Source organism: Glycomyces sp. YM15 (genome assembly GCF_016918015.1).
Lineage (GTDB): Bacteria > Actinomycetota > Actinomycetes > Mycobacteriales > Micromonosporaceae > Glycomyces.
In genome coordinates this window covers 63484-85828 of record NZ_JAERMK010000007.1, presented here as the reverse complement: position 1 = coordinate 85828, position 22345 = coordinate 63484, and the positions used below count along the sequence as shown (strand labels likewise).

Sequence of the window (22345 nt, the reverse complement as noted above, 5' to 3'; positions counted from 1 at the left end):
CCGCCCCCCCCCCCCCGCGGCGGGGGGGGGGGGGGGCCCCCCCCGCGGGCCCCCCCCCCCCCCCCCCCGCGCCAGGCCTACTTGAGCCAGCGGTGGCGCTCGACCAGGCCGAGGCGTCCCCAGATCCTGCCCAGACCGAGCGTGTCCCCGGCCCGGGCCATGGCGAGCCCGATGAGCAGCGCGGCGTAGACGAGGTGGTCGTCCATGAACGGGTTGTTCTCCGGCGGCAGCGCCGCGGTCCACATGAGCACGAGCAGCAGCGCGCCGGACGCGGCGGCGATCCGCATCCCGATGCCGAGGATCAGCGCCGTCCCGATGGCGCCCAGGCCGACCATGAACAGCGCGTCGGCGAAGGCGGAACCGGCCATGCCCTGGTAGAAGTCCGCGAACGGCCCCTTGGTCCCGAACTCGAAGTAGCCGCTGGTCGGGCTGCCGCCCTCGATCCAGGCGGCCTCGCGCTCGGTGGCGAAACCCAGGCCGAAGGTCTTGTCCAGGAAGGCCCACAGGAAGACCCAGCCCAGGGCGATGCGCAGTGCGGCCCACACGTAGTCCACGGCGGCGCGGTCGATTGCACCACGCGGAGCGGTGGTGCGGTCGGCTTGGTAAGAGGTGGTCATTTCAGCTTCCCTTCGGATCGGCCACCGCTTCCGGTGACAGTTCCATCAGACCGCCGAATCGCGTCCGAACCGAGAGGGCGGAAGGCGCGAGGGTCGGGGACGAACGTCCCGGCTCCGCCAGTGGCCGGGCACTCGGGCCGGTGTGCTCTCGGGGACAGGACTTTCGTCTCTGCCCGGTTCAGGGCCCTGTGGCCAGACTGGACGCAGAGAGAAGGAGGCGGTCATGACCGATCGAGAACGCGGAACCGGAACCATCGTCGTCGGAGTCGACGGCTCGGCCCCGTCACGGCGGGCGCTCGAGTGGGCCCTGCGACAGGCCGAGTACGAAGGCGCCGAAGTCCTCGCAGTGCACGCGTGGCAGATGCCCGCCATCTACGGGTCCGGTGCGATGGTGCTCCCGTCGGAAGCGTTCGCCGACGATACGCGGACGGCGCTCGCCGCCGCCGTCAAGGCGATCGCCGCCCAGCGGCCGGGCGTCCACGTCGAGCAGCTCGTCATGGAGGGCAACCCCGCGAAGGTGCTGATCGACAAGGCGAAGGGCGCCGATCTGCTGGTGGTCGGCAACCGCGGCCACGGCGGATTCGTCGGCGCGCTGATCGGTTCGGTCAGCAACTACTGCGTCCACCACGCGCCCTGCCCCGTGGTCGTGATCCGCGGCGAGGAGTGAACGCCGGAATCCATGGCGGGGCGGCATGCCGCCCCGCCAACATCTGTTGAGGAGACGCCTCATGCGCACTGCCGTGTTCAGCACCAAACCCTACGACGAGACCTACCTGGGCCGGGCCGCCGACGGCACGGGCCACGAACTGCTGTTCCTGGAGCCCCGCCTGACACCCGACACCGCGCCGCTGGCAGCGGGATGCGAGGCGGTCTGCGCGTTCGTCAACGACGACCTCGGGGCGAAGACGCTCGCGGTCCTTGCCGATCACGGCGTCCGGCACATCGCCCTGCGATCGGCGGGGTTCAATCACGTCGACCTCCAGGCCGCCGCCGAACTCGGTCTCGGCGTCGCCCGCGTCCCCGGCTACTCCCCCTATGCGGTCGCCGAGCATTGCGCGGCGCTCATCCTCGCGCTCAACCGGAAGACCCACCGGGCCTACAACCGGGTGCGCGAGCACAATTTCGCGCTGAACGGCCTGCTCGGTTTCGACCTGCACGGACGCACGGTCGGTGTGGTCGGCACCGGCAAGATCGGCGTGTGCTTCACCCGGATCATGGCCGGGTTCGGATGCCGCGTCCTGGCGTACGACCCCTATCCGAGCCCGGAGGCCGAGGCGGCCGGCGCCGCATACGTGCCGCTCGAGGAGCTGCTCACCCGCGCCGACATCGTGTCGCTCCACTGCCCGCTCACACCCGAGACGTTCCACCTCATCGACCGCGACAGCATCGCGCTGATGCGTCCGGGCGCGATGCTGGTGAACACGAGCCGCGGCGCGCTGGTCGACACCGCCGCCGTCGTCGACGGCCTCAAGAGCGGCCGGATCGGGCACTTGGGACTGGACGTGTACGAGGAGGAGGCCGACCTGTTCTTCGAGGACCTCTCGGACCAGGTGATCGGCGACGACCTCTTCGACCGGCTCAGTTCCTTCCCGAACGTGCTGATCACCGGCCACCAGGCCTTCTTCACCGCGGAGGCGGTCACCGCGATCGCCGCGACCACGATGGCCAACCTGACCGGCTTCGAACGCGACGGCGCCGGCTACCCACCCCCCCCCCCCCCCCCCCCCCCCCCCCGCGGGGGGGCCCCCCGCCCCCCCCCCCCCCCCCCCCGCTCTCCTCCGCACCCGTCAGAGGGTCAGGGGCCGGCCGGGCCGCCAGTCGGCGACGGCCGGGTGGTCGGTGCCGTGGCGGCGGGTGTGCTCGCGGCAGGCGAGCCGTGCGTCCGCCATCTCCTGCCGGAGCCCGGCCGCGGCCTGGCCCAGGCCCGGCACCCGGTCGATCACGTCGGTCACGAGGGTGAAGCGGTCGAGGTCGTTGAGCATGACCATGTCGAACGGCGTGGTCGTGGTGCCCTCCTCCTTGTAGCCGCGCACGTGGAGGTTGGCGTGCCCGGCGCGCCGGTAGGTGAGCCGGTGGATGAGCCACGGATAGCCGTGGAACGCGAAGATCACCGGCTTGTCGGTCGTGAACAGCGCGTCGTACTGCCGGTCGGGCAGGCCGTGCGGGTGCTCGGTGTCGGGCTGGAGCCGCATGAGGTCGACGACGTTGACCAGGCGCACCTTCAGATGCGGCAGGTGGCGGCGCAGGAGGTCGGACGCGGCGACGGCTTCCAGGGTCGGCACGTCGCCGGCGCAGGCGAGCACCACGTCCGGTGACTGCCCGTCGTCGGTGGAGGCCCAGTCCCAGATGCCGAGGCCGCGCGTGCAGTGGCGCACGGCCTCCTCCATGGTGAGCCAGTTCGGTGACGGCTGCTTCCCGGCGACCACGACGTTCACGTACTGGCGGCCGCGCAGGCAGTGGTCCATGGTGGACAGGAGCGTGTTGGCGTCCGGCGGCAGGTAGACCCGCACGACCTCGGCCTTCTTGTTCATGACGTGGTCGATGAACCCGGGGTCCTGGTGCGAGAAGCCGTTGTGGTCCTGGCGCCACACGTGGCTCGACAAGAGGTAGTTGAGCGAGGCGATCGGCCGGCGCCACGGGATGCCGTTGGTGGTCTTGAGCCACTTCGCGTGCTGGTTGAACATCGAGTCGACGATGTGGATGAACGCCTCGTAGCTGGTGAACAGCCCGTGCCGGCCGGTGAGCAGATAGCCCTCGAGCCAGCCCTGGCACAGATGCTCCGACAGCACTTCCATGACCCGCCCGTCGGGTCCCAGGTGGTCGTCGCCGGGCTCGATGCGCGCGTTGAACGCGCGGTCGGTGACCTCGAAGGCGGCGCCGAGCCGGTTCGAGGCGACCTCGTCGGGTCCGAAGAGGCGGAACCGGTCCGGGTTCGCGGCGATGACGTCGCGCACCCATGCGCCGAGGACCCGGGTCGGCTCGGCGTCCTCGCCTCCGGGCCGGGACACCGCCACGCCGTATTCGCGGAAGTCGGGCAGCACCAGGTCGCGCAGGAGCAGGCCGCCGTTGGCGTGCGGACTGGCGCTCATCCGCTTCTCGCCCCGGGGCGCCTGCACCCGCAGCTCGGCGGCCGGGGCGCCGGTCGCGTCGAAGAGCTCTTCGGGGTGGTAGGACCGCAGCCAGTCCTCGAGGGCGGCGAGCTGCGCGGGCTCCTCGCGTACGGATCCCAGCGGCACCTGGTGGGACCGCCACGTGCCCTCGACCGGCAGGCCGTCGAGTTCACGGGGACCGGTCCAGCCCTTCGGGGTGCGCAGGATGATCATCGGCCAGCGCGGCCGGTCCGCGGAACCGGGCGCGGTCGCCGCGCCCGAGCGGGCCTCGTGCTGGATGGCGGCGATCCGGTCGAACGCGGCGTCGAGCGTCGCCGCCAGCGCCCGGTGGATCGTCGCCGGGTCGTCCCCCTCCACGAGGTGGGGTTCGTAGCCGAAGCCGCGCATCATCGACAGGAGGTCGTCGCGGGGGATGCGGTCGAGGACGGTGGGATTGGCGATCTTGTAGCCGTTGAGGTTGAGGATCGGCAGGACCGCGCCGTCGCGGGCGGGGTTGAGGAAGACGTTCGAGAGCCAGGACGCGGCGAGCGGGCCGGTTTCGGCCTCGCCGTCGCCGATCACGCAGGCCACGGTCAGATCGGGGTTGTCGAACGCCGCCCCGTAGGCGTGCATGAGCGCATAGCCGAGCTCGCCGCCTTCGTGGATCGAGCCGGGCACTTCGGGGGCGGCGTGGCTGGGGACGCCGCCGGGGAACGAGAACTGCCGGAAGAGCCTGGCCATGCCGGTCTCGTCGCGGCCGACCGACGGGTGGTGCTCGGAGTAGGTGCCTTCGAGCCAGGTGTTGGCGAGCATGGCGGGACCGCCGTGGCCGGGCCCGGCCATGTAGACCAGGTCGAGGCCGCGTTCGGTGATGCACCGGTTGAGGTGGGCGTACACGAGGTTGAGGGCCGGGCTGGTGCCCCAGTGGCCGAGCAGGCGGGGCTTGATGTGCTCGGGGCGCAGGGGCTCGCGCAGGAGCGGGTTGTCGAGCAGGTAGATCTGCCCGACGGTGAGGTAGTTGGCGGCCCGCCAGTAGGCGTCGACCTGGCTCAGGCGCGCATCGGTCAGCGGTGCGGGGAGTGTCTTGTCCATGGAGGGTCCTCGGTGTCGTCGTTCATCGGACTGCTTCCAGCCTCGCCGCCGCGGGTCGGGCGTGGCAGGGCCACAGGTCCTCTGAGCGAGGGCACAAAGGGCCTCCGCGCTTGTGTTTCCGTCCGAAGTCGATACGCTTCAGGCATGGCAGAGACGCCGAACCACCCTTACCGCGGCGACGCCTCCGCGCAGCGGCTCCCGATCGACGAGCTCCTCGCCGAGCTCGGGTCCCGGGTCGACGAGATCGTACTGGGCCGGGAGCGCCTGCGGGCGCTGCTGGACGCCGTGATCAGCATCGGTTCCGACCTCGAGCTCGCGGCGATTCTGGACCGCATCGTCGCCGCCGCCTGCACGCTGGTCGACGCGCGCTACGGGGCGCTCGGGGTCCTGGACGACACCGGGGGCCTCGCCGACTTCCGCACCCACGGCCTCACCGAGGAAGAGATCATCGCGCTCGGCCGGCCGCCCACGGGCCGGGGCATCCTCGGCCACATCATCGACGTCCCCGAGCCGCTGCGACTCGAAGACCTCTCCAAGCATCCGGCGTCGATCGGGTTCCCGCCCGGGCACCCTCCGATGCGGACCTTCCTCGGCGTTCCGGTCAAGGTCCGCGACAAAGCCTGGGGCAACCTGTATCTGACCGACAAGCGCGGTGGCGGCACGTTCACCGACGACGACGAGGACATCATCCAGGCCCTCGCCGCCGCGGCCGGGGTCGCCATCGACAACGCGCGCCTCTACGGCGAACTCGCCGACTCCCAGGCGGACCGCGAGCGGCTGTTGATCTTCCGCGACCGGGACCGGATCGGCCGGGACCTGCACGATCTGGTCATCCAGCGGCTCTTCGCGACCGGGCTGCAGTTGCAGAGCGTGGTGCATCTGGTGGACGCGCCGGAGGCGGCCGAGCGGATCAACACCGCCGTGGACGAGATCGACGGGGCCATCTCGGATCTGCGCGCGGCGATCTTCAGTCTGCACACCGGTGCCGAGCAGCAGCTCTCGGCGACGGTGAAGGGCTTGGTCGGTGTGGTGCGGAGCCAGCTGGGGTTCATGCCGCAGGTCCGATTCGAGGGCCCGGTGGACAGTGCCGTGCCCGAGGCGGTGCGGATCGAGGTGCTGGCGATGCTGCGGGAGGCGTTGAGCAATGCGGCACGCCACGCCCATGCCCGGCATGTGTCCGTGGCGCTGGCGGTCGCCGAGGGGCGGCTGACGGTCACGGTCGCCGACGACGGCCGCGGGATCCCCGCGGCGGCGCCGAGGCGGGGACTGGCGAACCTCGCGGCTCGTGCCGAGGCGCTCGGGGGCGAATTCGCGATCCGCCCGGTGGAGCCGTCCGGCACGGAGCTGCGCTGGAGCATTCCGTTGTAGCCGAAGGCAATTGCTCGCTCAGCGGAAGAGGCGCGAGGCGAGCACGGCGGCCTGGGTGCGGCGCTGCAGGCCGAGCTTGGCGAGCACGCGGGTCACGTAGTTCTTGATGGTCTTCTCCGCCAGGTGCATCCGGTCGGCGATCTCCCGGTTGGTGAGCCCCTCGCCGATGAGTTCGAGGATGCGTCGTTCCTGATCGGAGAGCAGTTCCAGCTCAGGGGCTTTCGGCGGTCCGGTGCGCAGCCGCTCCAGGACCGCGCCGGTGACGCGCGCGTCCAGCAGCGAGCCTCCGGCGGCCACTTTGCGGACGGCCTCGACGAGGTCGTTGCCGCGCACCTGCTTGAGGAGGAACCCGGCCGCGCCGGCCTCGATGGCCGAGAACAACGTCTCGTCGTCCTCATAGGAGGTGAGGATGACGACGGCGATGTTCGGGTCGGCCGCTTTGACCTGGCGGCATACTTCGACGCCGTCGCCGTCGGGCAGGCGGGCGTCGAGCACCGCCACGTCCGGCCTGGCCGCGGGGATGCGGCGGACGGCCTCGGCCACGCTGCCGGCCTCGCCGACCACCTCGATGTCGCCGTCCCGCTCGAGCAGCTCGCACAAACCCCGCCTGACCACCTCGTGGTCGTCCAGCAGGAACACCCTGATCAATGCCGTATCCATATCTCGAGTATCCGCAGTTCCGCGCTCAAGCACACTCCTCCGAGGTCCGCTGCGCAAGGGACTTTGGTCCCTCGGGCCCGCGTGGGACCAATGTCCCGTTGCTCCCGGGCGTTCGCCTCTGCCCCGGAAGCGCCCTTCAGCGCACGATCGGATCAGGCGCGCATGGAGCACGCCGAGCCCGCGACGCCGGTCCACGGTTCGCGGGCGTCCGAGAGAAGGAGCCGCTGTGAACCTCCGCCTTCCGCCGCCGGCCGACGCGCTCGACGCCGACGGCCGCATCGTCCGTCTCCGCCCGGTCGTCCCCGGCGACCTCGCCTCGCTCATCGCCATGCACGAGGCATGCCCGGTCGCCGACCTGCGGTACCGGTTCTTCGGGAGCGGCCGCGGCGTCCTCGCCGTCGAGGCGCGCCGCCTGGTCGGTCTCAACGAGGCCGGCAAGGGCACCGCCGTGGTCGTCACCGCCGACGGTCTCATGCTGGGCGCCGCGTCCTTCGAGTTCCTTCCCGAGCAGCCCGACCGCGCGGAGTTCGGCATCCTCGTCCTCCCGGACCATCAGCACCGCGGCCTGGCCACGCTCATGCTCGAGCACCTCGCGCTGACCGCCGCCGCCAACGGCGTCAAAGCGCTGACCGGGCAGGTCCTGGGCGGCAACCACCGGATGCTGCGCCTGGCCCGGCGCATGGCGCCCGGCATCCCGATGCCGTACGCCGACGGCGTGGTCGACGTCGTCCTGTCCGCCGAGGTCGAAGGATCATTCGCCGACGGGGTCGCCGAACGCGAGCGCGCCGCCGAGCGCATGTCGTTGCGGCCGCTGCTCGACCCGGCCTCGGTCGCGGTCGTCGGCGCGAGCCGGTCGGGCAGGGGCGTCGGCGCGGAGGTGCTGCGGTCGATCGTCGCGGGCGGCTTCACCGGCGGGGTCCACCCGATCCACCCCGACGCGGTCGAGTTGGAGGGCGTGCGGGCCCGGGCCTCGATGAGCGAACTTCCCGAGCCGGTCGACCTCGTCATCATCGCCGTTCCCGCGCCCGCGGTGGCCGACGTGCTGCGCGAGGCCGGGGCCGCCGGGACGCGCGCCGCGGTCGTCGTCTCGTCCGGGTTCGCCGAGACCGGGGACGAAGCGGCGCAGGCGGAACTGGTCCGCATCGCGCGCGCCCACGACATGCGCCTGGTCGGCCCCAACTGCCTCGGCATCGTCAACACCGACCGCTCGGTGCGACTGCAGGCGAGCTTCGCCGCCGAACCGCCCGGGCCCGGAGGCCTGAGCCTGGCCTCGCAGTCCGGCGCCGTCGGCATCGCCGCGCTCGCCCACGCCACCCGCACCGGTCTCGGCGTCCACTCGTTCGTCTCTTTGGGCAACAAGGCGGACGTCTCCGGCAACGACCTGCTCGCCTACTGGTACGACGACCCCTGCTGCAAGGCCGTCGCCCTCTATCTGGAGTCGTTCGGCAACCCGCGCAAGTTCGCGCGCGTCGCCCGGGCCGTGTCGCGCAGGAAGCCGGTCCTGGCCGTCAAGAGCGGCCGCAGCGAGTCCGGGCGGAGGGCGGGGCTGTCGCACACCGCCGCCGCGGCCACTTCGGACCTCGCCGTCGACAGCCTGTTCGCGCAGTCCGGGGTCATCCGCACCGACACGTTGGAGGAACTGCTCGACACCGCGCGCGTGCTCGTGCATCAGCCGCTGCCGAAGGGCCGCCGCCTCGGCGTCGTCGGGAACGCCGGAGGCGTCGGCGTCCTGGCGGCCGACGCCGCCGCTCCGGCCGGACTCGAGGTCCCGTCCCTGGACGCGGATGCCCGCGAGCTGCTGGCCGCGACGGTCCCCGGGGCGGCTTCCGCGGACAACCCGGTCGACCTCGGTGCGGCTGCCGGGCCCGAGGCGTACGCCGAGGCGATCAACGCGCTGGGCGCTTCGGGGCAGGTCGACGCGTTGATCGCGGTCTTCGCCGCGACCGGGACCAGCGACGTCGACGGCGACCTCGCCGCGATCGCCGACGCGCTCGACGCACTGCCCGGCCTGCCCGCCGCAGTCGTCGTCATGGGGCTCACGGACGGGCCGGTCGCCTTGGGGGCCAGGCAGATCCCGGTCTTCGGATTCCCCGAGGACGCGGTGGCGGCCCTGGGCAGGGCCGCCGCGTACGCCGCCTGGCGCGCCCGGCCCCTCGGTGAACGGCCGGACCTGCCCGGCATCGACCGCGCCGGGGCCCGGGCGATCGTGGAGCGGCTCCTCGAGGCGGGCGGAGGCTGGCAGACCGCCGCCGACGCCGCCGCGATCCTCGAGTGCTACGACATCCCGGTCCTGCGGGCCGTGCCGGTCGCGACGAAGCGCGAGGCCGTCGCCGCCGCCCGCGACTGCGGCTTCCCGGTGGTCGTCAAAGCCGACGACCCCCGGCTCATCCACAAGTCCGACGCGGGAGGCGTCCACACCGGACTGCGTGATGCCCATGCGGTGCGGGCCGCGTTCGCCGAGGTCGAGCGGGTCATCGAGGGCGACGAGCGGGCCACGGTCGTGGTGCAGCCGATGGTCGAGTCCGATATCGAGCTGGTCGCGGGCGTCGTGCACGACCCGCTGTTCGGCTCGCTCGTCATGGTCGGCCTCGGGGGCGTGCGCACGGACCTGTTCGACGACAAGCAGTTCCGGTTGCTGCCGTTGACGACCGCCGACGCCGAGTCGATGTGGCGCACGCTGCGGTCCGTGAAGCTCCTGACCGGGTACCGCGGGTCGGCGCCGGTCGACCCGGGCGCCCTCACGGATCTGCTCGCCCGGCTCGGGCGGCTCGCCGAAGACCTTCCCGAGATCGCCGAACTCGACCTGAACCCGGTCATGCCCGCCCGCTACGGCGTGCAGGCGGTGGACGCGAAGCTGCGCCTGGCCCGGGTCGGCGACGAGCCCGACCCGATCGCTCGGCGTCTGCGCTGAGCGATCGACGAGGACGGGCCGCGGCTCTCAAGCCCCGGCCCGTCCTCGCGCGTTACCGGTGCACGGCGACGCGAAAGGCGGCCGCCCCATGGGGCGGCCGCCGGAGCGACCGGCGCGACGGCCCGATGGTCACCCCTTCACGGTGCCGGCCAGCGACTTCGACATGCCCTTGAAGCCGAGCGCCGCCGCACCCTTCGGAAGCCCGCCGTGGAAGGGCCTGCCGGCCTTGAACTGGTGGGGCAGATAGATGCCGAGCGCCTTCTTGCCCAGCCGCCAGATCGGCGAGACGCCGACGAGGTAGTCGTCGGTCGCGTCGTCGCGCACCCGCACCGGCCTCGCGGGGTCGCCGGTGAGCGTCAGCGGGACCTGGGTGAAGACGGCGTCGTCGAACATCTCCAGGACGTACATGCCCACCGGGTCGAACCGCCTCGGCGCCGTGACGGCCTCAGGGTCGATCCGGTGCGCGATCTGGTCGGCGACGGCGTCGGCCTGGAGCAGCGACAGGAAGCCGAGTTTGATCGGGAAGTCCCCCGCGTCGCCGGGCGCGTACACCGCGTCGGTGCGGCGGACGAGCCGCGTCTCCGGGTCGGTGAGCAGGAATCCCCGCCGATCGCACGGCAGGCCCTCGTATTCCACGCCCGCACCGTAAGGAGCGGTCGCCACGAGCAGGTCGAACACCCGGGCCGTGCCGTCCGCGAAACGCGCCAGGCCCGGCTCGACGCTCGTCACCGCGGCCCCGCGGCAACCCACGATGCCGCGCTCGGCGAACTCCTCGCAGACCACCGGGTTGAGGCCGGTGCCGAAGGCCTGCAGGTAGGTCGCCTCGTGCGTCGCGAACGTGACGCAGATATTGTCGCGCACCCTGTTGCGGCGCAGCCATTTCTCGAGCATGAACGCCAGTTCGTAGAGCGGCCCGGCGCACAGGCTCCCCGGCGGCACCAGGAACAGGACGTGCTGCGGCGAGCCGTCCACGGCGGCGGCCCTGAGCCGCTTCAGATCCAGGCCGAGCTCGCGCATCTGCTCGATCGTCCAGATCAGCCGGCCGTGCTCGGCCAGGCCTGGCACCTCCTCGGGACGCATCGCCGCCCCGGTGGCCAGCACCAGGTAGTCGTAGTCGAGCAGGTCGCCGTCGGCGAGGGCGACCCGCTTCGGATCGGTCTCCACCCAGGCGATCTCGCCGTGCCGCACCGTGATGTCGCGGCGCTCCGTCGGCGCTTCGAGCGGGAGCCGCAGGTCGTCCTCCGCTCCGCCGAAGGGCACGTAGATCGTGCTGGGCCTGAACACGAAGTCCGGCCGGTCGGTCACCAGCGTCAGATCGACCCGGTCGCCGAGGCGGTCGCGCAGCGTGAAGGCGGTCTCGAGACCGGCGAATCCGCCGCCGGCGATGACGACTCGAGGCGTGTCCATGGTGTCCTCCAAGAGGTGTGCGGTGATACCTCTATGCCACGCCTTCCGCCCGTCGATCGACAGTGACCAACCGCCCTTCGCGAAGGGACCACCGGCCCGGCCGCCGCCTCCGACACCGAAGCGGCCGGGCCCGGTCGCCCCGGTCCCGGCCGGTCCCGGTTCAGCTCGTGATGCGGAAGGTGGCGTCGGCGCGGCCCATCGCGGTGCTGATCGGGTCGAGTTTCAGCAGGTAGTCGTAGTGGCGGATATAGCGGTCGGCGTGGTTATACGACCGGAACGGGCGCCGCGCGCCGTCGACCACCCGCATCAGGTTGACCCCATCCGACGCCCTTCGGCGCTCACGCCTTCTTGACGACGCCGGACTTGAGCTGCATCGCCCCGATGCCGGGCACTTTGCAGTCGATGTCGTGGCCGTCGACCGGGTCGATGAGGCGGATGCCCTTGACCTTGGTGCCGGCCTTGATGCCGCTGGGGCTGCCCTTGACCTTGAGGTCCTTGACCACGGTGACGGTGTCGCCGTCAGCGAGGACGTTCCCGACCGCGTCCTTGACCACGCGCTCGGCCGACTCCTCCGCCTGCCCGGAGTCCGCCGGGTTCCACTCGTGCGCGCATTCGGGGCACACCAGGAGCGCGCCCATCTCGTACGTGTACTCGCAGGAGCATTCGGGGCACGGCGGCAAGGTCTCTTCCATGCCGGGGAGTGTAGGCGGGCACGGCGTCCGCGGCCGTGTCCAGTGCGTCCGCGGTGACGGAGGCCCCAAAATATGCACCCCTGTGCACATGAACAATTGAAGAAGTCTTCAATTGATCGAAACAACGCACAAGTGAGGTCGACCATGGCGGTACCGCTCTACCAGGCGAAGGCCGAGTTCTTCCGGATGCTCGGGCACCCGGTGCGCATCCGCGTGCTCGAACTGCTCGGCGAAGGCCCCAAGCAGGTCCGCGAGCTGCTCGCGGCGACCGGCGTCGAGGCCTCCAGCCTCTCGCAGCAGCTGGCCGTGCTGCGGCGCGCCGGGATCGTGGCCTCGGCCCGCGAAGGCTCCACGGTCACCTATGCCCTGGCAGGGCCTGACGTCGCGGACCTGATGCTCGCCGCCCGCCGCATCCTCACCGAGATGCTCACCGGTCAGGCCGAACTGCTGGACGAGCTCCGCGAATCCACGGGCGGGACGAACGAGCTCCCCGAATCCTCCGCGGCCCGCTCGTGAACACCGACAGCAAGGACGCCGAAGGCGTCGCGGTTCCCGAACGCCGCGCCAGATCCAGGGCCGCCTGGGGCCGCGTCACGAGCCTGCTCCCGTCCCGGGGCGACCTCGTCACGATCCGCCGCTCGCCGGCGCGCGACCTGCTCGCCGGAGGCACGGTCGCGATCGTCGCCCTCCCGCTCGCCCTCGGGTTCGGCGTCGCCTCCGGGCTCGGGGCCGCGGCCGGACTCGCCACCGCCGTGGTCGCGGGCGCGATCGCCGCGATCTTCGGCGGCTCGAACTACCAGGTGTCCGGCCCGACCGGCGCCATGACCGTCGTCCTCGTGCCCATCGTCGCCCGGTACGGGGCCGGAGGCGTCCTCACCGTCGGACTCATGGCCGGGGTGCTCCTGATCGGCCTCGCGCTCGCGCGGGCGGGACGCCACATCCGCCTCATCCCCGCTCCCGTGGTCGAGGGCTTCACCGTCGGCATCGCCGCGGTGATCTTCCTCCAGCAGATCCCCGCGGCGCTCGGGGTCGCCGCCGGCGAAGGTGAGAACGTCGCCCTGATCGCCTGGCAAGCCGTCCGCGACTTCGCCGCCGCTCCGGCCTGGCCCGCGATCACGCTCGCGGGCGCGGTCGCCGCCGTCATGCTCGTCGGCGCCCGCTGGAAGCCGCAGATCCCGTTCTCGCTCCTGGCAGTCACCGTCGCGACCGGTGCCGCCGTCTGGGCCCGCCTGGACTCCCCCGTCATCGGCGCGCTCCCGGCGACCCTGCCCTCGCCCTCCATCGACTTCCTCGACCCCGCCGCGATCCCCGGACTGACCGGGGCCGCCGTCGCGGTGGCCGCGCTGGCCGCGCTCGAATCCCTGCTTTCGGCCACGGTGGCCGACGGCATGACCGTCGGCTCCAGGCACGACCCGGACCGGGAGCTGTTCGGCCAGGGCCTCGCGAACCTCGCCGCGCCGCTGTTCGGCGGCGTCCCCGCCACCGCTGCGATCGCCCGCACCGCCGTGAACGTCCGCTCCGGCGCCTCCTCCCGCCTGGCAGCGCTCGCCCACGCGATCGTCCTGGCGCTCATCATGTTCGCCGCCGCCCCGCTGGTCGCGCACATTCCGCTCGCCGCCCTCGCCGGGGTCCTGCTCGCCACCGCGGTCCGCATGATCGAAGTCGGCTCGGTCCGGGTCCTGGTGCGCGCCTCCCGCTCCGACGCCGCCATTCTGGTCCTCACCGCCGCCGTCACGCTCGCGATCGACCTGGTCTGGGCGGTCATCTGCGGCCTGGTCGTGGCGGGCGCGCTCGCCCTGCGCAAGATCGCCGCCTCCGCCCGCATCGAGACCGTCCCGTTGACCGACGAGGACCACCATCTGGCCGAGCACGCGCTGCTCGCCGAGCACATCGTCGCCTACCGCATCGACGGTCCGCTGTTCTTCGCCGCAGCGCACCGGTTCCTGCTGACCCTCACCGAGACCGCCGACGTGCGCGTCGCCATCATCCGGCTCTCCCGCGTCACCGCGATCGACGCCACGGGGGCGCTGGTCCTGCGCGACGCCGTCGAACGGCTCGAAGCCCGCGGCGTCACCGTGTACCTCTCGGGGATGCGCCCGGAGCACGCCAAGACCCTCGAAGCGGTCGACCTCCTCGACCGCTTCCGCAAGGCCGGCAAGCTGTTCGAAGCCACCCCCGGGGCCATCGCAGCCGCCCGGAGCCACCTCACCGCGATCGGCGTCATACCGAGGCCGCAGACCGCACCCGATCGGGTGGGAGCCTGAACCGCACCTCGGCCACTCCCTCGTAGGCGCTGGGCACCCTCGATGTCAGTCCTCGACCGCGATGCGATACCCGGTGATGATCTCCGGCCGGATCCCGATCACCGCGTCCGTGTCCCGTTCGACCCAGGGCCGCAGCTCCCGTTCCACGCGGGCCAGGAGATCGGGATCGTCAACCGGCTCGGCCTTGCCGACGGCCACGACGCTCCAGCCGCTCCTGGTCTCCGCGTCGAGCTCGTCGACCTCGTAGGCGACCACGATCCCCGGCGACACGCGTTCGGCGACGGCGGCCGAGACACGCGAGTCGAGCCGCGTGCGGATGAGGATCTGGCCGCCGAAGACCAGGTGGTTGACCGGTCGGATGGCCGGAAGCGACCGGTGGTTGAACACGAGGCGGCCCACCGGGGCCTCGGCGAGCAGCTTCCAGGCCTCGTCGGGATCCATCTCGAACAGGTGTCGTTCCGACATTCGATACTCCTCGATCGGCGCTGCAGTGCACATGGGCAGCGGCACCCCGCGCCGTCGCACGGCCTCATCGGGTGTCGGGGTCGCCGCCCTCCAATCGGGCGCGCATGTCGCGATAGGTCGCGGAGTCGATGTCACCGGCGGCGAAACGCCGGTCGAGCAGCTCACGTGCGGTCTCACGATGCTCGCCGCGGACGGCGCCGACCGCGCTCTGACGCGATTCGATCGCCCGGCTCACCCTGATGACCGCCCAGACGAGCAGCACCAGGACCGCCACCCAGAACAGCATCATGAACCCCATCAACCACCAGTCACCGCCCGACATATGGTCCTGCGATCCGTCCCAGCCGTCACGCCACATCTGATATCTCATCAGACCCACCCCGCTCTCAGCGTTCGTCGATGACTCCAGCCTTTGCCTCCCCCGTCCCGCCTGCCAGGGACCAAGGTCACGGAACCAGCGGTCGAACGGCCCGCCGTGCCACAGGCGACGCAAGATCCACTGTGGCTAGTTCATCGCGTTCGGGGCGTCGGCGAGCTCGTCGGTGAGGGCTCCGCGGCCGGAGGCGAGATCCTCTGCGCGGCCTCAGGCGTGACGGGGCGAGGCGGCGATCGGGCGCCGAGCTCGACTACAGTGGTGTGATTTGCCGCTCGCGGGACAGGAGCCCATATGAGAGCTGTCATCCAGGATCGTTACGGGCCCGCCGAGGTCGTTCGCGTCGACGACGTCCCCGACCCGGTCCCTGCGGACGACGAGGTGCTGATCCGGGTCCGGGCCGGGTCCCTCAACGGTTCGGACCGGGAGAACCTCGTCGGCAGTCCCTTCTACGCGCGTCTGGGTGGACTCCTTCGCCCGCGCAATCCGGTGCCGGGGTCGGACGTCGCCGGGGTCGTCGCGGCGGCCGGGAGTGCCGTCACGGAGTACGCGGTGGGCGACGAGGTCTTCGGGGAGCTGGCCGGATATCGCGGCGGTCTCGCGGAGTACGTGGCGACTCCGCCGCGGCTGCTGGCCCGCAAGCCGCCCGAACTGTCCTTCCTGGAGGCGGCGGCGATTCCACAGGCGGGCTGCATCGCGTTGAAGTCCACGCGCGGGATCAAGGCCGGAGACCGGGTGCTGGTCAACGGCGCGGGAGGGGCCGGCGGCACGCTCGTCATCGGGCTCGCCAAGCACCTGGGCGCCGAGGTGACGGCCGTAGACCGGGCGGACAAGGCCGACCACCTGCTGCGGATCGGGGCCGACGACACGATCGCGTTCGAAGACGAGGACTGGGCCGACCAGCGCAGTCGATACGACCGGGTCGTGGATCTCGTGGGGCGCCGTTCGCCGTTCCGTGTCCACCGGGCGCTGCGCCCCGGCGGCGTGTACCTCATGGTCGGCGGGCATGCGCGGGTGCTGCTCGCGATGTTCGCCCTCGGCTGGTCGGTCCGGACGGAAGGGAAGCGGGTCGAGGTCCTGGCGGTGCCGCAGTCTCGCGACGACCTGGAGGCGGTGACCGCCTTGGTGATCGGCGGCGCGGCCGTCGCGGCGGTCGACCGGGTGTTTCCGCTCGAGGAGGCGCCCGCGGCGTTCGCGAGGCTCGCCGCCGGGGACAACTCGGGGAAGATCGTCATCGAGATGCCGTGACATGCTCCGGCGCCGGTCCGGCCCATGCCCAGAATTCCACGAAAGCATTGACATTTGCACATGTCTTGATGGATCATCATTTTATTAGGTGATCCAACAAACTCCCCTGCCGCCACGGACCGAGACCGGCCCCGGCACCGCTCGGTCCTTCGAACGTCAGCAGCACCAGGGGAGACCAGAAAGGAGAACTCCTCGTGGGTTCGATGAAGAGCAGGTGCAGAGCCGCGCTGGTCGCGGTGGCGTTGGCGGTCGGCGTGTCCGTCACCGGGTGGGCGAGTCCGGCGTCGGCCGACACCATGACGCAGCGGAACGCGACGCAGATCATCGCGGACATGGGCGCCGGCTGGAACCTCGGCAACAGCCTGGAGGCCAACGTCAACGGCACCCCGAGTGAGACCGCCTGGGGGAACCCGACCGTGACGCAGGCGCTGATCGACCGCGTGCAGGCGGCAGGGTTCGACACCATCCGGATCCCGGTGTCCTATCTGAACCACATCGGATCCGGCCCGAACTACACGATCAACGCCACCTGGTTGAACCGGGTCCAGCAGGTCGTCGACTACGCCTACGACCGGGGCATGCATGTGGTCATCAACATGCACGGCGACGGCTACAAGACCATCAGCGGTTCCTGGCTCATCTGCGACGCGTCCGACCAGACCACGATCAGGGCCAAGTACCAGAAGGCGTGGCAGCAGATCGCCACCCGGTTCAAGGACTACGACCAGCGCCTGGTCCTGGAGTCCATGAACGAGGAGTTCGACGGGACGTGGGGCAACCCCACGCAGCCGTGCTACTCCAACATCAACGCCTACAACCAGATCTTCGTCGACACGGTGCGACAGACCGGTGGGAACAACGCTTCGCGGTGGCTGCTCGTCCCCGGCTGGAACACCAACATCGACTACACCACGGGCAACTACGGCTTCGTGATCCCGACGGACACCCACCGCGACCCGGTGGTGCCCAGCGGCGAGAAGCGGATCATGATCTCCGTGCACTACTACTCGCCGTGGGACTTCGCCGGCGAGGAGAACGGCACCATCACCCAATGGGGGCCGGGCGCCACCAATGCCTCGAAGACGTCCACCTGGGGCCAGGAGGACTATATGGATTCCCAGTTGAAGCTGACCTACGACGCATTCGTCTCCAAGGGGTACCCGGTCGTCGTCGGCGAGTACGGCTCCATCGACAAGTCCTCGCACGACTCGTCGAACAACCGGTACCGCCAGGACTTCGCCCGCACGATGGTGTCGACCGCCAAGAAATACGGCGCCGCCACCATCTACTGGGACAACGGTTTCAACGGGCAGTACGGGTTCGGGCTGTTCAACCGCTCCAACAACACCGTGACCCAACAGGGCATCATCGACGCCATCATGAACGGCCTCGGCGGTGGCCAGTCGTCCGACACCGTCGCGATCGTGGGCGCGGCGTCGAACCGCTGCCTCGACATTCCGAACTCCTCCACGACCAACGGCACCCAGGCGCAGCTGTGGGACTGCAATCAGCGCACCAACCAGGCGTTCACCCGTACCGCCACTGGTGAACTGAAGGTCAGCGGCAAGTGCCTCGACGCCTCGGGCTGGGGCACCACCAACGGCACCAAGGCCGTGATCTGGGACTGCACGGGCGGCGCGAACCAGCGCTGGAACGTCAACTCCAACGGCACCATCACCAATGTCCACAACGGACTCTGCTTGGACGCGAACGCCGCAGGCACCGCCAACGGCACCCAGATCATCCTCTGGAGCTGCAACGGCGGCGGCAACCAACGCTGGACCCTCCGATAGACCGGACCGGATGAGCACCGCTCGTCGAACGTCGGGGCGGCACCGCATCTGCGGTGCCGCCCTTATGCGTCGTATCTGATGTTCCTGCAACGCGACACCGAGCGGGACCGCCGGTTCGTCGAGTCGCCGATCCGCCGTGGAGCGACGCCGCATTTGCCGCGCACGTCCGGCTGCGGCTGGACCCCGTGCGAAGTCGAGGTGTTCGACCGAGAACTCGAGGCGCTGCTGCTGCGCTGGCGACGCCGCGAGATCCCCGACGACGGCTCCGAGCGGGTCGCGGTGCTCGCCTTCGCCCGCGTCTTCCCGGCCGAGCCCTGAACACCGAGGTCAGACGACCTTTCACCGGCACAGAGTCGCGTGCGGCGACATCATCGGATGACTCCAGCCGGAGCCCTCCGCGGTATCCGAATCATACCGAGCAATATGCACATACTTGACTGGAGAGATCCAACCTTTATAGACTATCTTCGATATATGGTCGCGGCCGCGCTCGCGGCCTCCCCTGGCTTCGGTGCGAACTCGAGCATCGCCGACGACGGGGCCCTCCCAACGGAACTCGACCGGCGGCACCCATCGGTGCCCCGCGCCCCGGCACCTGAAGCCCTAAGGAGACCGCCATGTCCGAAGAACCCGCCAAGCACTCCCGCGCCCGTCGCCGGACCCTCCTCGGGAGCGGTCTCGCAGCGCTTGGGAGCGCTTCTATTCCGATGGCCGCCGATCCCGCGACCGCGCAGGACGAGGTTCCCGACGGCATCACCGCGGCGTGGACCGACCCGCCCAACGGCTACCCCGAGTGGAACAACAACATCGGTGTCTTCCAAGTCGGATCCGAACCCGCCCACGCGACCTTCATGCCGTACGCCGACCTCCGGCAGGCCCTCAACGCCGACCGCACCGACTCGCCCCACCGGCTCGGCCTCGACGGCGACTGGAGGTTCCAGCACGCCGACCGGCCCGCCGACCGCGACCCCGACTTCTGGCGCACCGATCGCGACGACAGCGGCTGGGACACCATGACCGTGCCCGCCAACTGGCAGCTCCCCGGGTACGACTTCCCGATCTACGTGAACGTCACCTACCCGTGGTGGGGCGCCAACGGTCAGAACGAGAACGCCCGACCGCCCTTCGCGCCGACCCGCTTCAACCCGGTCGGCCAGTACCGCCGCACCTTCGAGCTGCCCGCCGCGTGGCAGGGCCGGCGCGTCCACCTCCACTTCGAAGGCGTCAAGTCCGGCTTCTACCTGTGGGTCAACGGCACCAAGGTCGGGTACCGAGAAGGCTCCTTCACACCGTCCGAATTCGACATCACCGACCACGTCCACCCCGGCTCCAACCTGATCGCGGTCGAGGTCTACCGGTTCCCCGACGGCGACTGGATGGAAGACCAGGACATGATCCGCCTCTCCGGGATCTTCCGGCCGGTCTTCCTCTACTCGCTCCCCGCGGTCCACCTGCGCGATTTCAAGATCGAGACCCCGCTGCGGGACGCCTACACCAATGCCGATCTGGCCGTCGCGGTCGCCGTCCGCAACCGCGGCGCCCAGCAGACCGGGACCTACACGGTCGAGACCCAGCTCTACGACGAGCACGACCAGCCCGTCTGGCCCGCTCCACTCGCCACGCAGGTCGCCATCGGCTCCGTCCCACCGGGCCAGGACGCGACCGCGCGGGGCTCCAAAGCCGTTGCTGGACCGAAACTCTGGTCGGCCGAGCACCCGAACCTCTACACGGCGGTGCTGCGGCTGCGCGACCCCTCCGGCGCGATCACCCAGACCGTCTCGGCCCGGATCGGCTTCCGCGAGTTCGCGATCCGCAACGGCCTCATGCGGATCAACGGGCGACCGGTCTCGCTGCGCGGCACCAACCGGCACGAGATGGACGCCGACCGGGGACAGGCGCTCACCCGCGAGGACATGATCCGCGACATCGCCTTGATGAAGCGGCTCAACATCAACGCGGTGCGCACCTCCCACTACCCCAACCACCCCGACTGGTACGACCTCGCCGACGAGTACGGCATGTACGTCATGGACGAGGCCAACCTCGAGACCCACGGCGTCCGCGACACCTACCCCGGCTCCGACTCCGCGTGGACGGCCGCCGTCATCGACCGCGCCGCCCAGATGGTCCACCGCGACAAGAACCACCCCTCGGTCGTCATGTGGTCCCTCGGCAATGAAGCCGGCGGCGGCTCCAACTTCGTCGCGATGCGCGACTGGATCAAAGCGGCCGACCCGACCCGGATCGTCCAGTACGAGGGCGACAACCGGCCCTCGGTCAGCGACATCCGCTCCCAGATGTACAACTCCGCCGCCGGGATCCGGGACCGCGCCCTCGACACGGGCGACACCAGGCCCTACATCCTGGTCGAGTACTCCCACGCGATGGGCAACTCCAACGGCGGCTTCAAGGAGTACTGGGACGTCATCCGTCAGTACCCGGTCCTGCAGGGCGGGTACATCTGGGACTTCGCCGACCAGAGCCTGCGCTGGCCGGTCCCGCTCGGCGGCGGGGCGACGTACCTCGCCTACGGCGGCGACTGGGGCGACGACCCGAACGACGGCAACTTCTGCGCCAACGGCATCGTCTCCGCCGAGCGGCAACCGGCCGGCAAGGCTGCCGAGGTCAAACGGGTCTACCAGGCGATCAACGCCGCCGCCGGAGGCGACCTCGCCGCCGGGTCCGTGCGGATCGCCAACGAGTACGCCTTCGCCGACGTGAACGAGTTCGACGGCTCCTGGGCGCTGGTCGCCGACGGCGCGGTGATCCAGAGCGGCGAGCTCTCCGCGCAGCAGCTCGACATCCCCCCGTTGACGGACAAGATGGTCCAGGTCCCGGTCCAGCGCCCGTCCGGCATCGCGCCCGGGACGGAGCACTTCCTGGAGCTCTCGTTCAAGCTCAAGTCCGCGACCGCCTGGGCCGACGCGGGACACGAGGTGGCCGCGCAGCAGCTCCCGGTCGACTTCGACAGCCCGCCGGTCGAACCCGTCCCGATCGCGGACGTCCCTACGCTGACCGATGCCGAGACCGCCGACCGGATCACCGTGAGCGGCACCGGCTTCGCCGTCGCCATCTCGAAGACGACCGGCGAGATCACCTCGTACGACGCGATGGGGATGCGACTGGTGGACTCGGGCCCGGTGCCCAACTTCTGGCGGGCCCCCACCGACAACGACCGCGGCAACGGCCACCCGAACCGCAACGGCACCTGGCGGGCCGCCGGACGCAACCGGACCGTCACGGGCGTCGCCGTCACGCGGCCCTCCGACCGCTCCCGACGGATCTCGGTCACCGGCACCCTGCCGACGAGCACGCAGTCGGCGTTCACCACGACGTACACCGTCTACGGCAACGGCGAGATCAGAGTGGACAGCACCCTCCGCCCCGGCTCGTCGAGCCTGCCCTACATCCCGGAGGTGGGCACGATGCTGTTCCTGCCCGGCGCGCTGGAGCAGATGCACTACTACGGACGCGGCCCCGAGGAGAACCACTGGGACCGCCGCACCGGGACCGACGTCGGCCGCTACGCCTCCACTGTGTCCGAACAGTGGAGCGGCTACATCCGGCCGCAGGAGAACGGCAACAAGACCGACGTCCGCTGGGTGGCCCTCGTCGACGGCTCCGGACGCGGCCTGCTCGCGGTCGGCGAACCGCTCCTGGAGGTGAACGCCTCGCACTTCACGCCCGAAGACCTCTCGGGCACCGCCCGCCACGACTACCAGCTGACGCCCCGCCAGGACGTCGTGCTGCGCCTGAACCACCGGCAGACCGGCGTCGGCGGCGACAACAGCTGGGGAGCGCAGCCCCTCGACCAGTACAAGCTGTTCCCGAACCGCGAGTACGCCTTCACCTACCGCCTCAAACCGCTGCCGGACCTCGACCAGGCGATGGCGCTCTCCCGCAAGCCCACCGAGACCGGCGGCGGCAGCGGCGGGCCGGTCGAACCGGGCGTCTACTACCGGATGGTGGCCCAGCACAGCGGCAAGGCCGCCGACATCAGCGGCGCCTCCACCGGAGCGGGGGCCGCGCTCGTCCAGTGGACGCTGAACGGCGGAACCAACCAGCAGTTCGACTTCGTCGATGCCGGAGGCGGGTACTGGCGGATCCGGGCCCGGCACTCCGGGTTGGTGCTCCAGGTGTCGGGCACCGGCACGGGAGCCGACATCACCCAGCAGCCGACTTCTGGTGCGACGAGCCAGCATTGGCAGGTCGTCGACTACGGCGGCGGCGTCGTCGGCCTCGTCAACCGTGCCAGCGGCCTGGCCATGGACGTCTGGAGCGAGTCCACTGAGGACGGCGCCCGCGTCTCCCAGTGGAACCTCACCGGCGGTGCCAACCAGCGGTTCAACCTCCAACGCGCCTGAAG

The 22345-nt window shown here is 70.7% G+C and carries 16 protein-coding genes and 2 pseudogenes; 10 read left to right on the top strand and 8 right to left on the bottom strand.

From position 1 onward, the window contains the following. Positions 1-77: 77 nt before the first annotated feature. Positions 78-617, bottom strand: coding sequence for a DoxX family membrane protein (locus tag JHY01_RS09900; RefSeq protein ID WP_205325469.1), 540 nt, complete (start codon positions 615-617; stop codon positions 78-80). 223 nt (positions 618-840) lie between these two features. Between JHY01_RS09900 and JHY01_RS09895 the strand changes: the two genes are divergently transcribed. Beyond that, positions 841-1284: a universal stress protein gene (locus JHY01_RS09895; RefSeq protein WP_205325468.1), complete on the top strand. Its 444-nt coding sequence runs from the start codon at positions 841-843 to the stop codon at positions 1282-1284. A 61-nt stretch (positions 1285-1345) separates the two neighbouring features. After that, a pseudogene (locus JHY01_RS28090) lies at positions 1346-2314 on the top strand (2-hydroxyacid dehydrogenase); the annotation flags it as partial. 90 nt (positions 2315-2404) lie between these two features. Here JHY01_RS28090 and JHY01_RS09885 read toward each other — a convergent pair. Beyond that, on the bottom strand, positions 2405-4798 hold the full coding sequence (locus tag JHY01_RS09885) for a phosphoketolase (RefSeq protein ID WP_205325467.1): 2394 nt from the start codon (positions 4796-4798) through the stop codon (positions 2405-2407). Between the two features lie 144 nt (positions 4799-4942). Between JHY01_RS09885 and JHY01_RS09880 the strand changes: the two genes are divergently transcribed. Next, positions 4943-6166 carry a GAF domain-containing sensor histidine kinase gene (locus JHY01_RS09880; RefSeq protein WP_205325466.1) on the top strand — a complete coding sequence of 408 codons (1224 nt, stop codon included), beginning with the start codon at positions 4943-4945 and terminating at the stop codon, positions 6164-6166. Between the two features lie 18 nt (positions 6167-6184). On the opposite strand, the gene JHY01_RS09875 is transcribed toward JHY01_RS09880, so the two are convergent. Continuing rightward, positions 6185-6814 carry a response regulator transcription factor gene (locus JHY01_RS09875; protein WP_205325590.1) on the bottom strand — a complete coding sequence of 210 codons (630 nt, stop codon included), beginning with the start codon at positions 6812-6814 and terminating at the stop codon, positions 6185-6187. Positions 6815-7052: 238 nt separating this feature from the next. Between JHY01_RS09875 and JHY01_RS09870 the strand changes: the two genes are divergently transcribed. Further along, positions 7053-9737 (top strand): GNAT family N-acetyltransferase, encoded by a 2685-nt coding sequence (locus tag JHY01_RS09870; protein WP_307814356.1) that lies wholly within the window; start codon positions 7053-7055, stop codon positions 9735-9737. Positions 9738-9866: 129 nt separating this feature from the next. On the opposite strand, the gene JHY01_RS09865 is transcribed toward JHY01_RS09870, so the two are convergent. The 3 genes and pseudogenes from JHY01_RS09865 to JHY01_RS09855 all read right to left on the bottom strand — a co-directional run bounded on the left by JHY01_RS09865 (position 9867) and on the right by JHY01_RS09855 (position 11836). After that, the gene (locus JHY01_RS09865; RefSeq protein ID WP_205325465.1) at positions 9867-11144 is read right to left on the bottom strand and encodes an NAD(P)/FAD-dependent oxidoreductase; all 1278 of its coding nucleotides are present in this window, start codon (positions 11142-11144) and stop codon (positions 9867-9869) included. A 160-nt stretch (positions 11145-11304) separates the two neighbouring features. Beyond that, positions 11305-11421, bottom strand: a pseudogene (locus JHY01_RS09860) (AbfB domain-containing protein); the annotation flags it as partial. Between the two features lie 61 nt (positions 11422-11482). Then, on the bottom strand, positions 11483-11836 hold the full coding sequence (locus tag JHY01_RS09855; RefSeq protein WP_205325463.1) for a zinc ribbon domain-containing protein YjdM: 354 nt from the start codon (positions 11834-11836) through the stop codon (positions 11483-11485). Between the two features lie 144 nt (positions 11837-11980). Between JHY01_RS09855 and JHY01_RS09850 the strand changes: the two genes are divergently transcribed. Together JHY01_RS09850 and JHY01_RS09845 are read left to right on the top strand one after the other, a co-directional pair. Next, on the top strand, positions 11981-12352 hold the full coding sequence (locus JHY01_RS09850) for a helix-turn-helix transcriptional regulator (RefSeq protein ID WP_205325462.1): 372 nt from the start codon (positions 11981-11983) through the stop codon (positions 12350-12352). 83 nt (positions 12353-12435) lie between these two features. Next, complete coding sequence (locus tag JHY01_RS09845; RefSeq protein WP_374199516.1) at positions 12436-14100, top strand: SulP family inorganic anion transporter; 1665 nt, start codon at positions 12436-12438, stop codon at positions 14098-14100. 45 nt (positions 14101-14145) lie between these two features. On the opposite strand, the gene JHY01_RS09840 is transcribed toward JHY01_RS09845, so the two are convergent. Then, positions 14146-14565: a pyridoxamine 5'-phosphate oxidase family protein gene (locus JHY01_RS09840; protein WP_205325460.1), complete on the bottom strand. Its 420-nt coding sequence runs from the start codon at positions 14563-14565 to the stop codon at positions 14146-14148. 64 nt (positions 14566-14629) lie between these two features. Further along, on the bottom strand, positions 14630-14935 hold the full coding sequence (locus JHY01_RS09835; protein ID WP_205325459.1) for an SHOCT domain-containing protein: 306 nt from the start codon (positions 14933-14935) through the stop codon (positions 14630-14632). A gap of 297 nt (positions 14936-15232) precedes the next feature. Here JHY01_RS09835 and JHY01_RS09830 point away from each other — a divergent pair, with 297 nt between their 5' ends. The 4 genes from JHY01_RS09830 (at position 15233) to JHY01_RS09815 (ending at position 22343) form a co-directional block, all read left to right on the top strand. After that, complete coding sequence (locus JHY01_RS09830; protein ID WP_205325458.1) at positions 15233-16186, top strand: NAD(P)-dependent alcohol dehydrogenase; 954 nt, start codon at positions 15233-15235, stop codon at positions 16184-16186. Between the two features lie 203 nt (positions 16187-16389). Next, on the top strand, positions 16390-17979 hold the full coding sequence (locus JHY01_RS09825; protein WP_240192603.1) for a cellulase family glycosylhydrolase: 1590 nt from the start codon (positions 16390-16392) through the stop codon (positions 17977-17979). A 78-nt stretch (positions 17980-18057) separates the two neighbouring features. Further along, entirely contained in the window at positions 18058-18297 is a 240-nt protein-coding gene (locus JHY01_RS09820) for a hypothetical protein (protein WP_205325456.1), read from the top strand. A 299-nt stretch (positions 18298-18596) separates the two neighbouring features. Next, on the top strand, positions 18597-22343 hold the full coding sequence (locus JHY01_RS09815; protein ID WP_205325455.1) for a glycoside hydrolase family 2 TIM barrel-domain containing protein: 3747 nt from the start codon (positions 18597-18599) through the stop codon (positions 22341-22343). Positions 22344-22345: the final 2 nt, after the last annotated feature.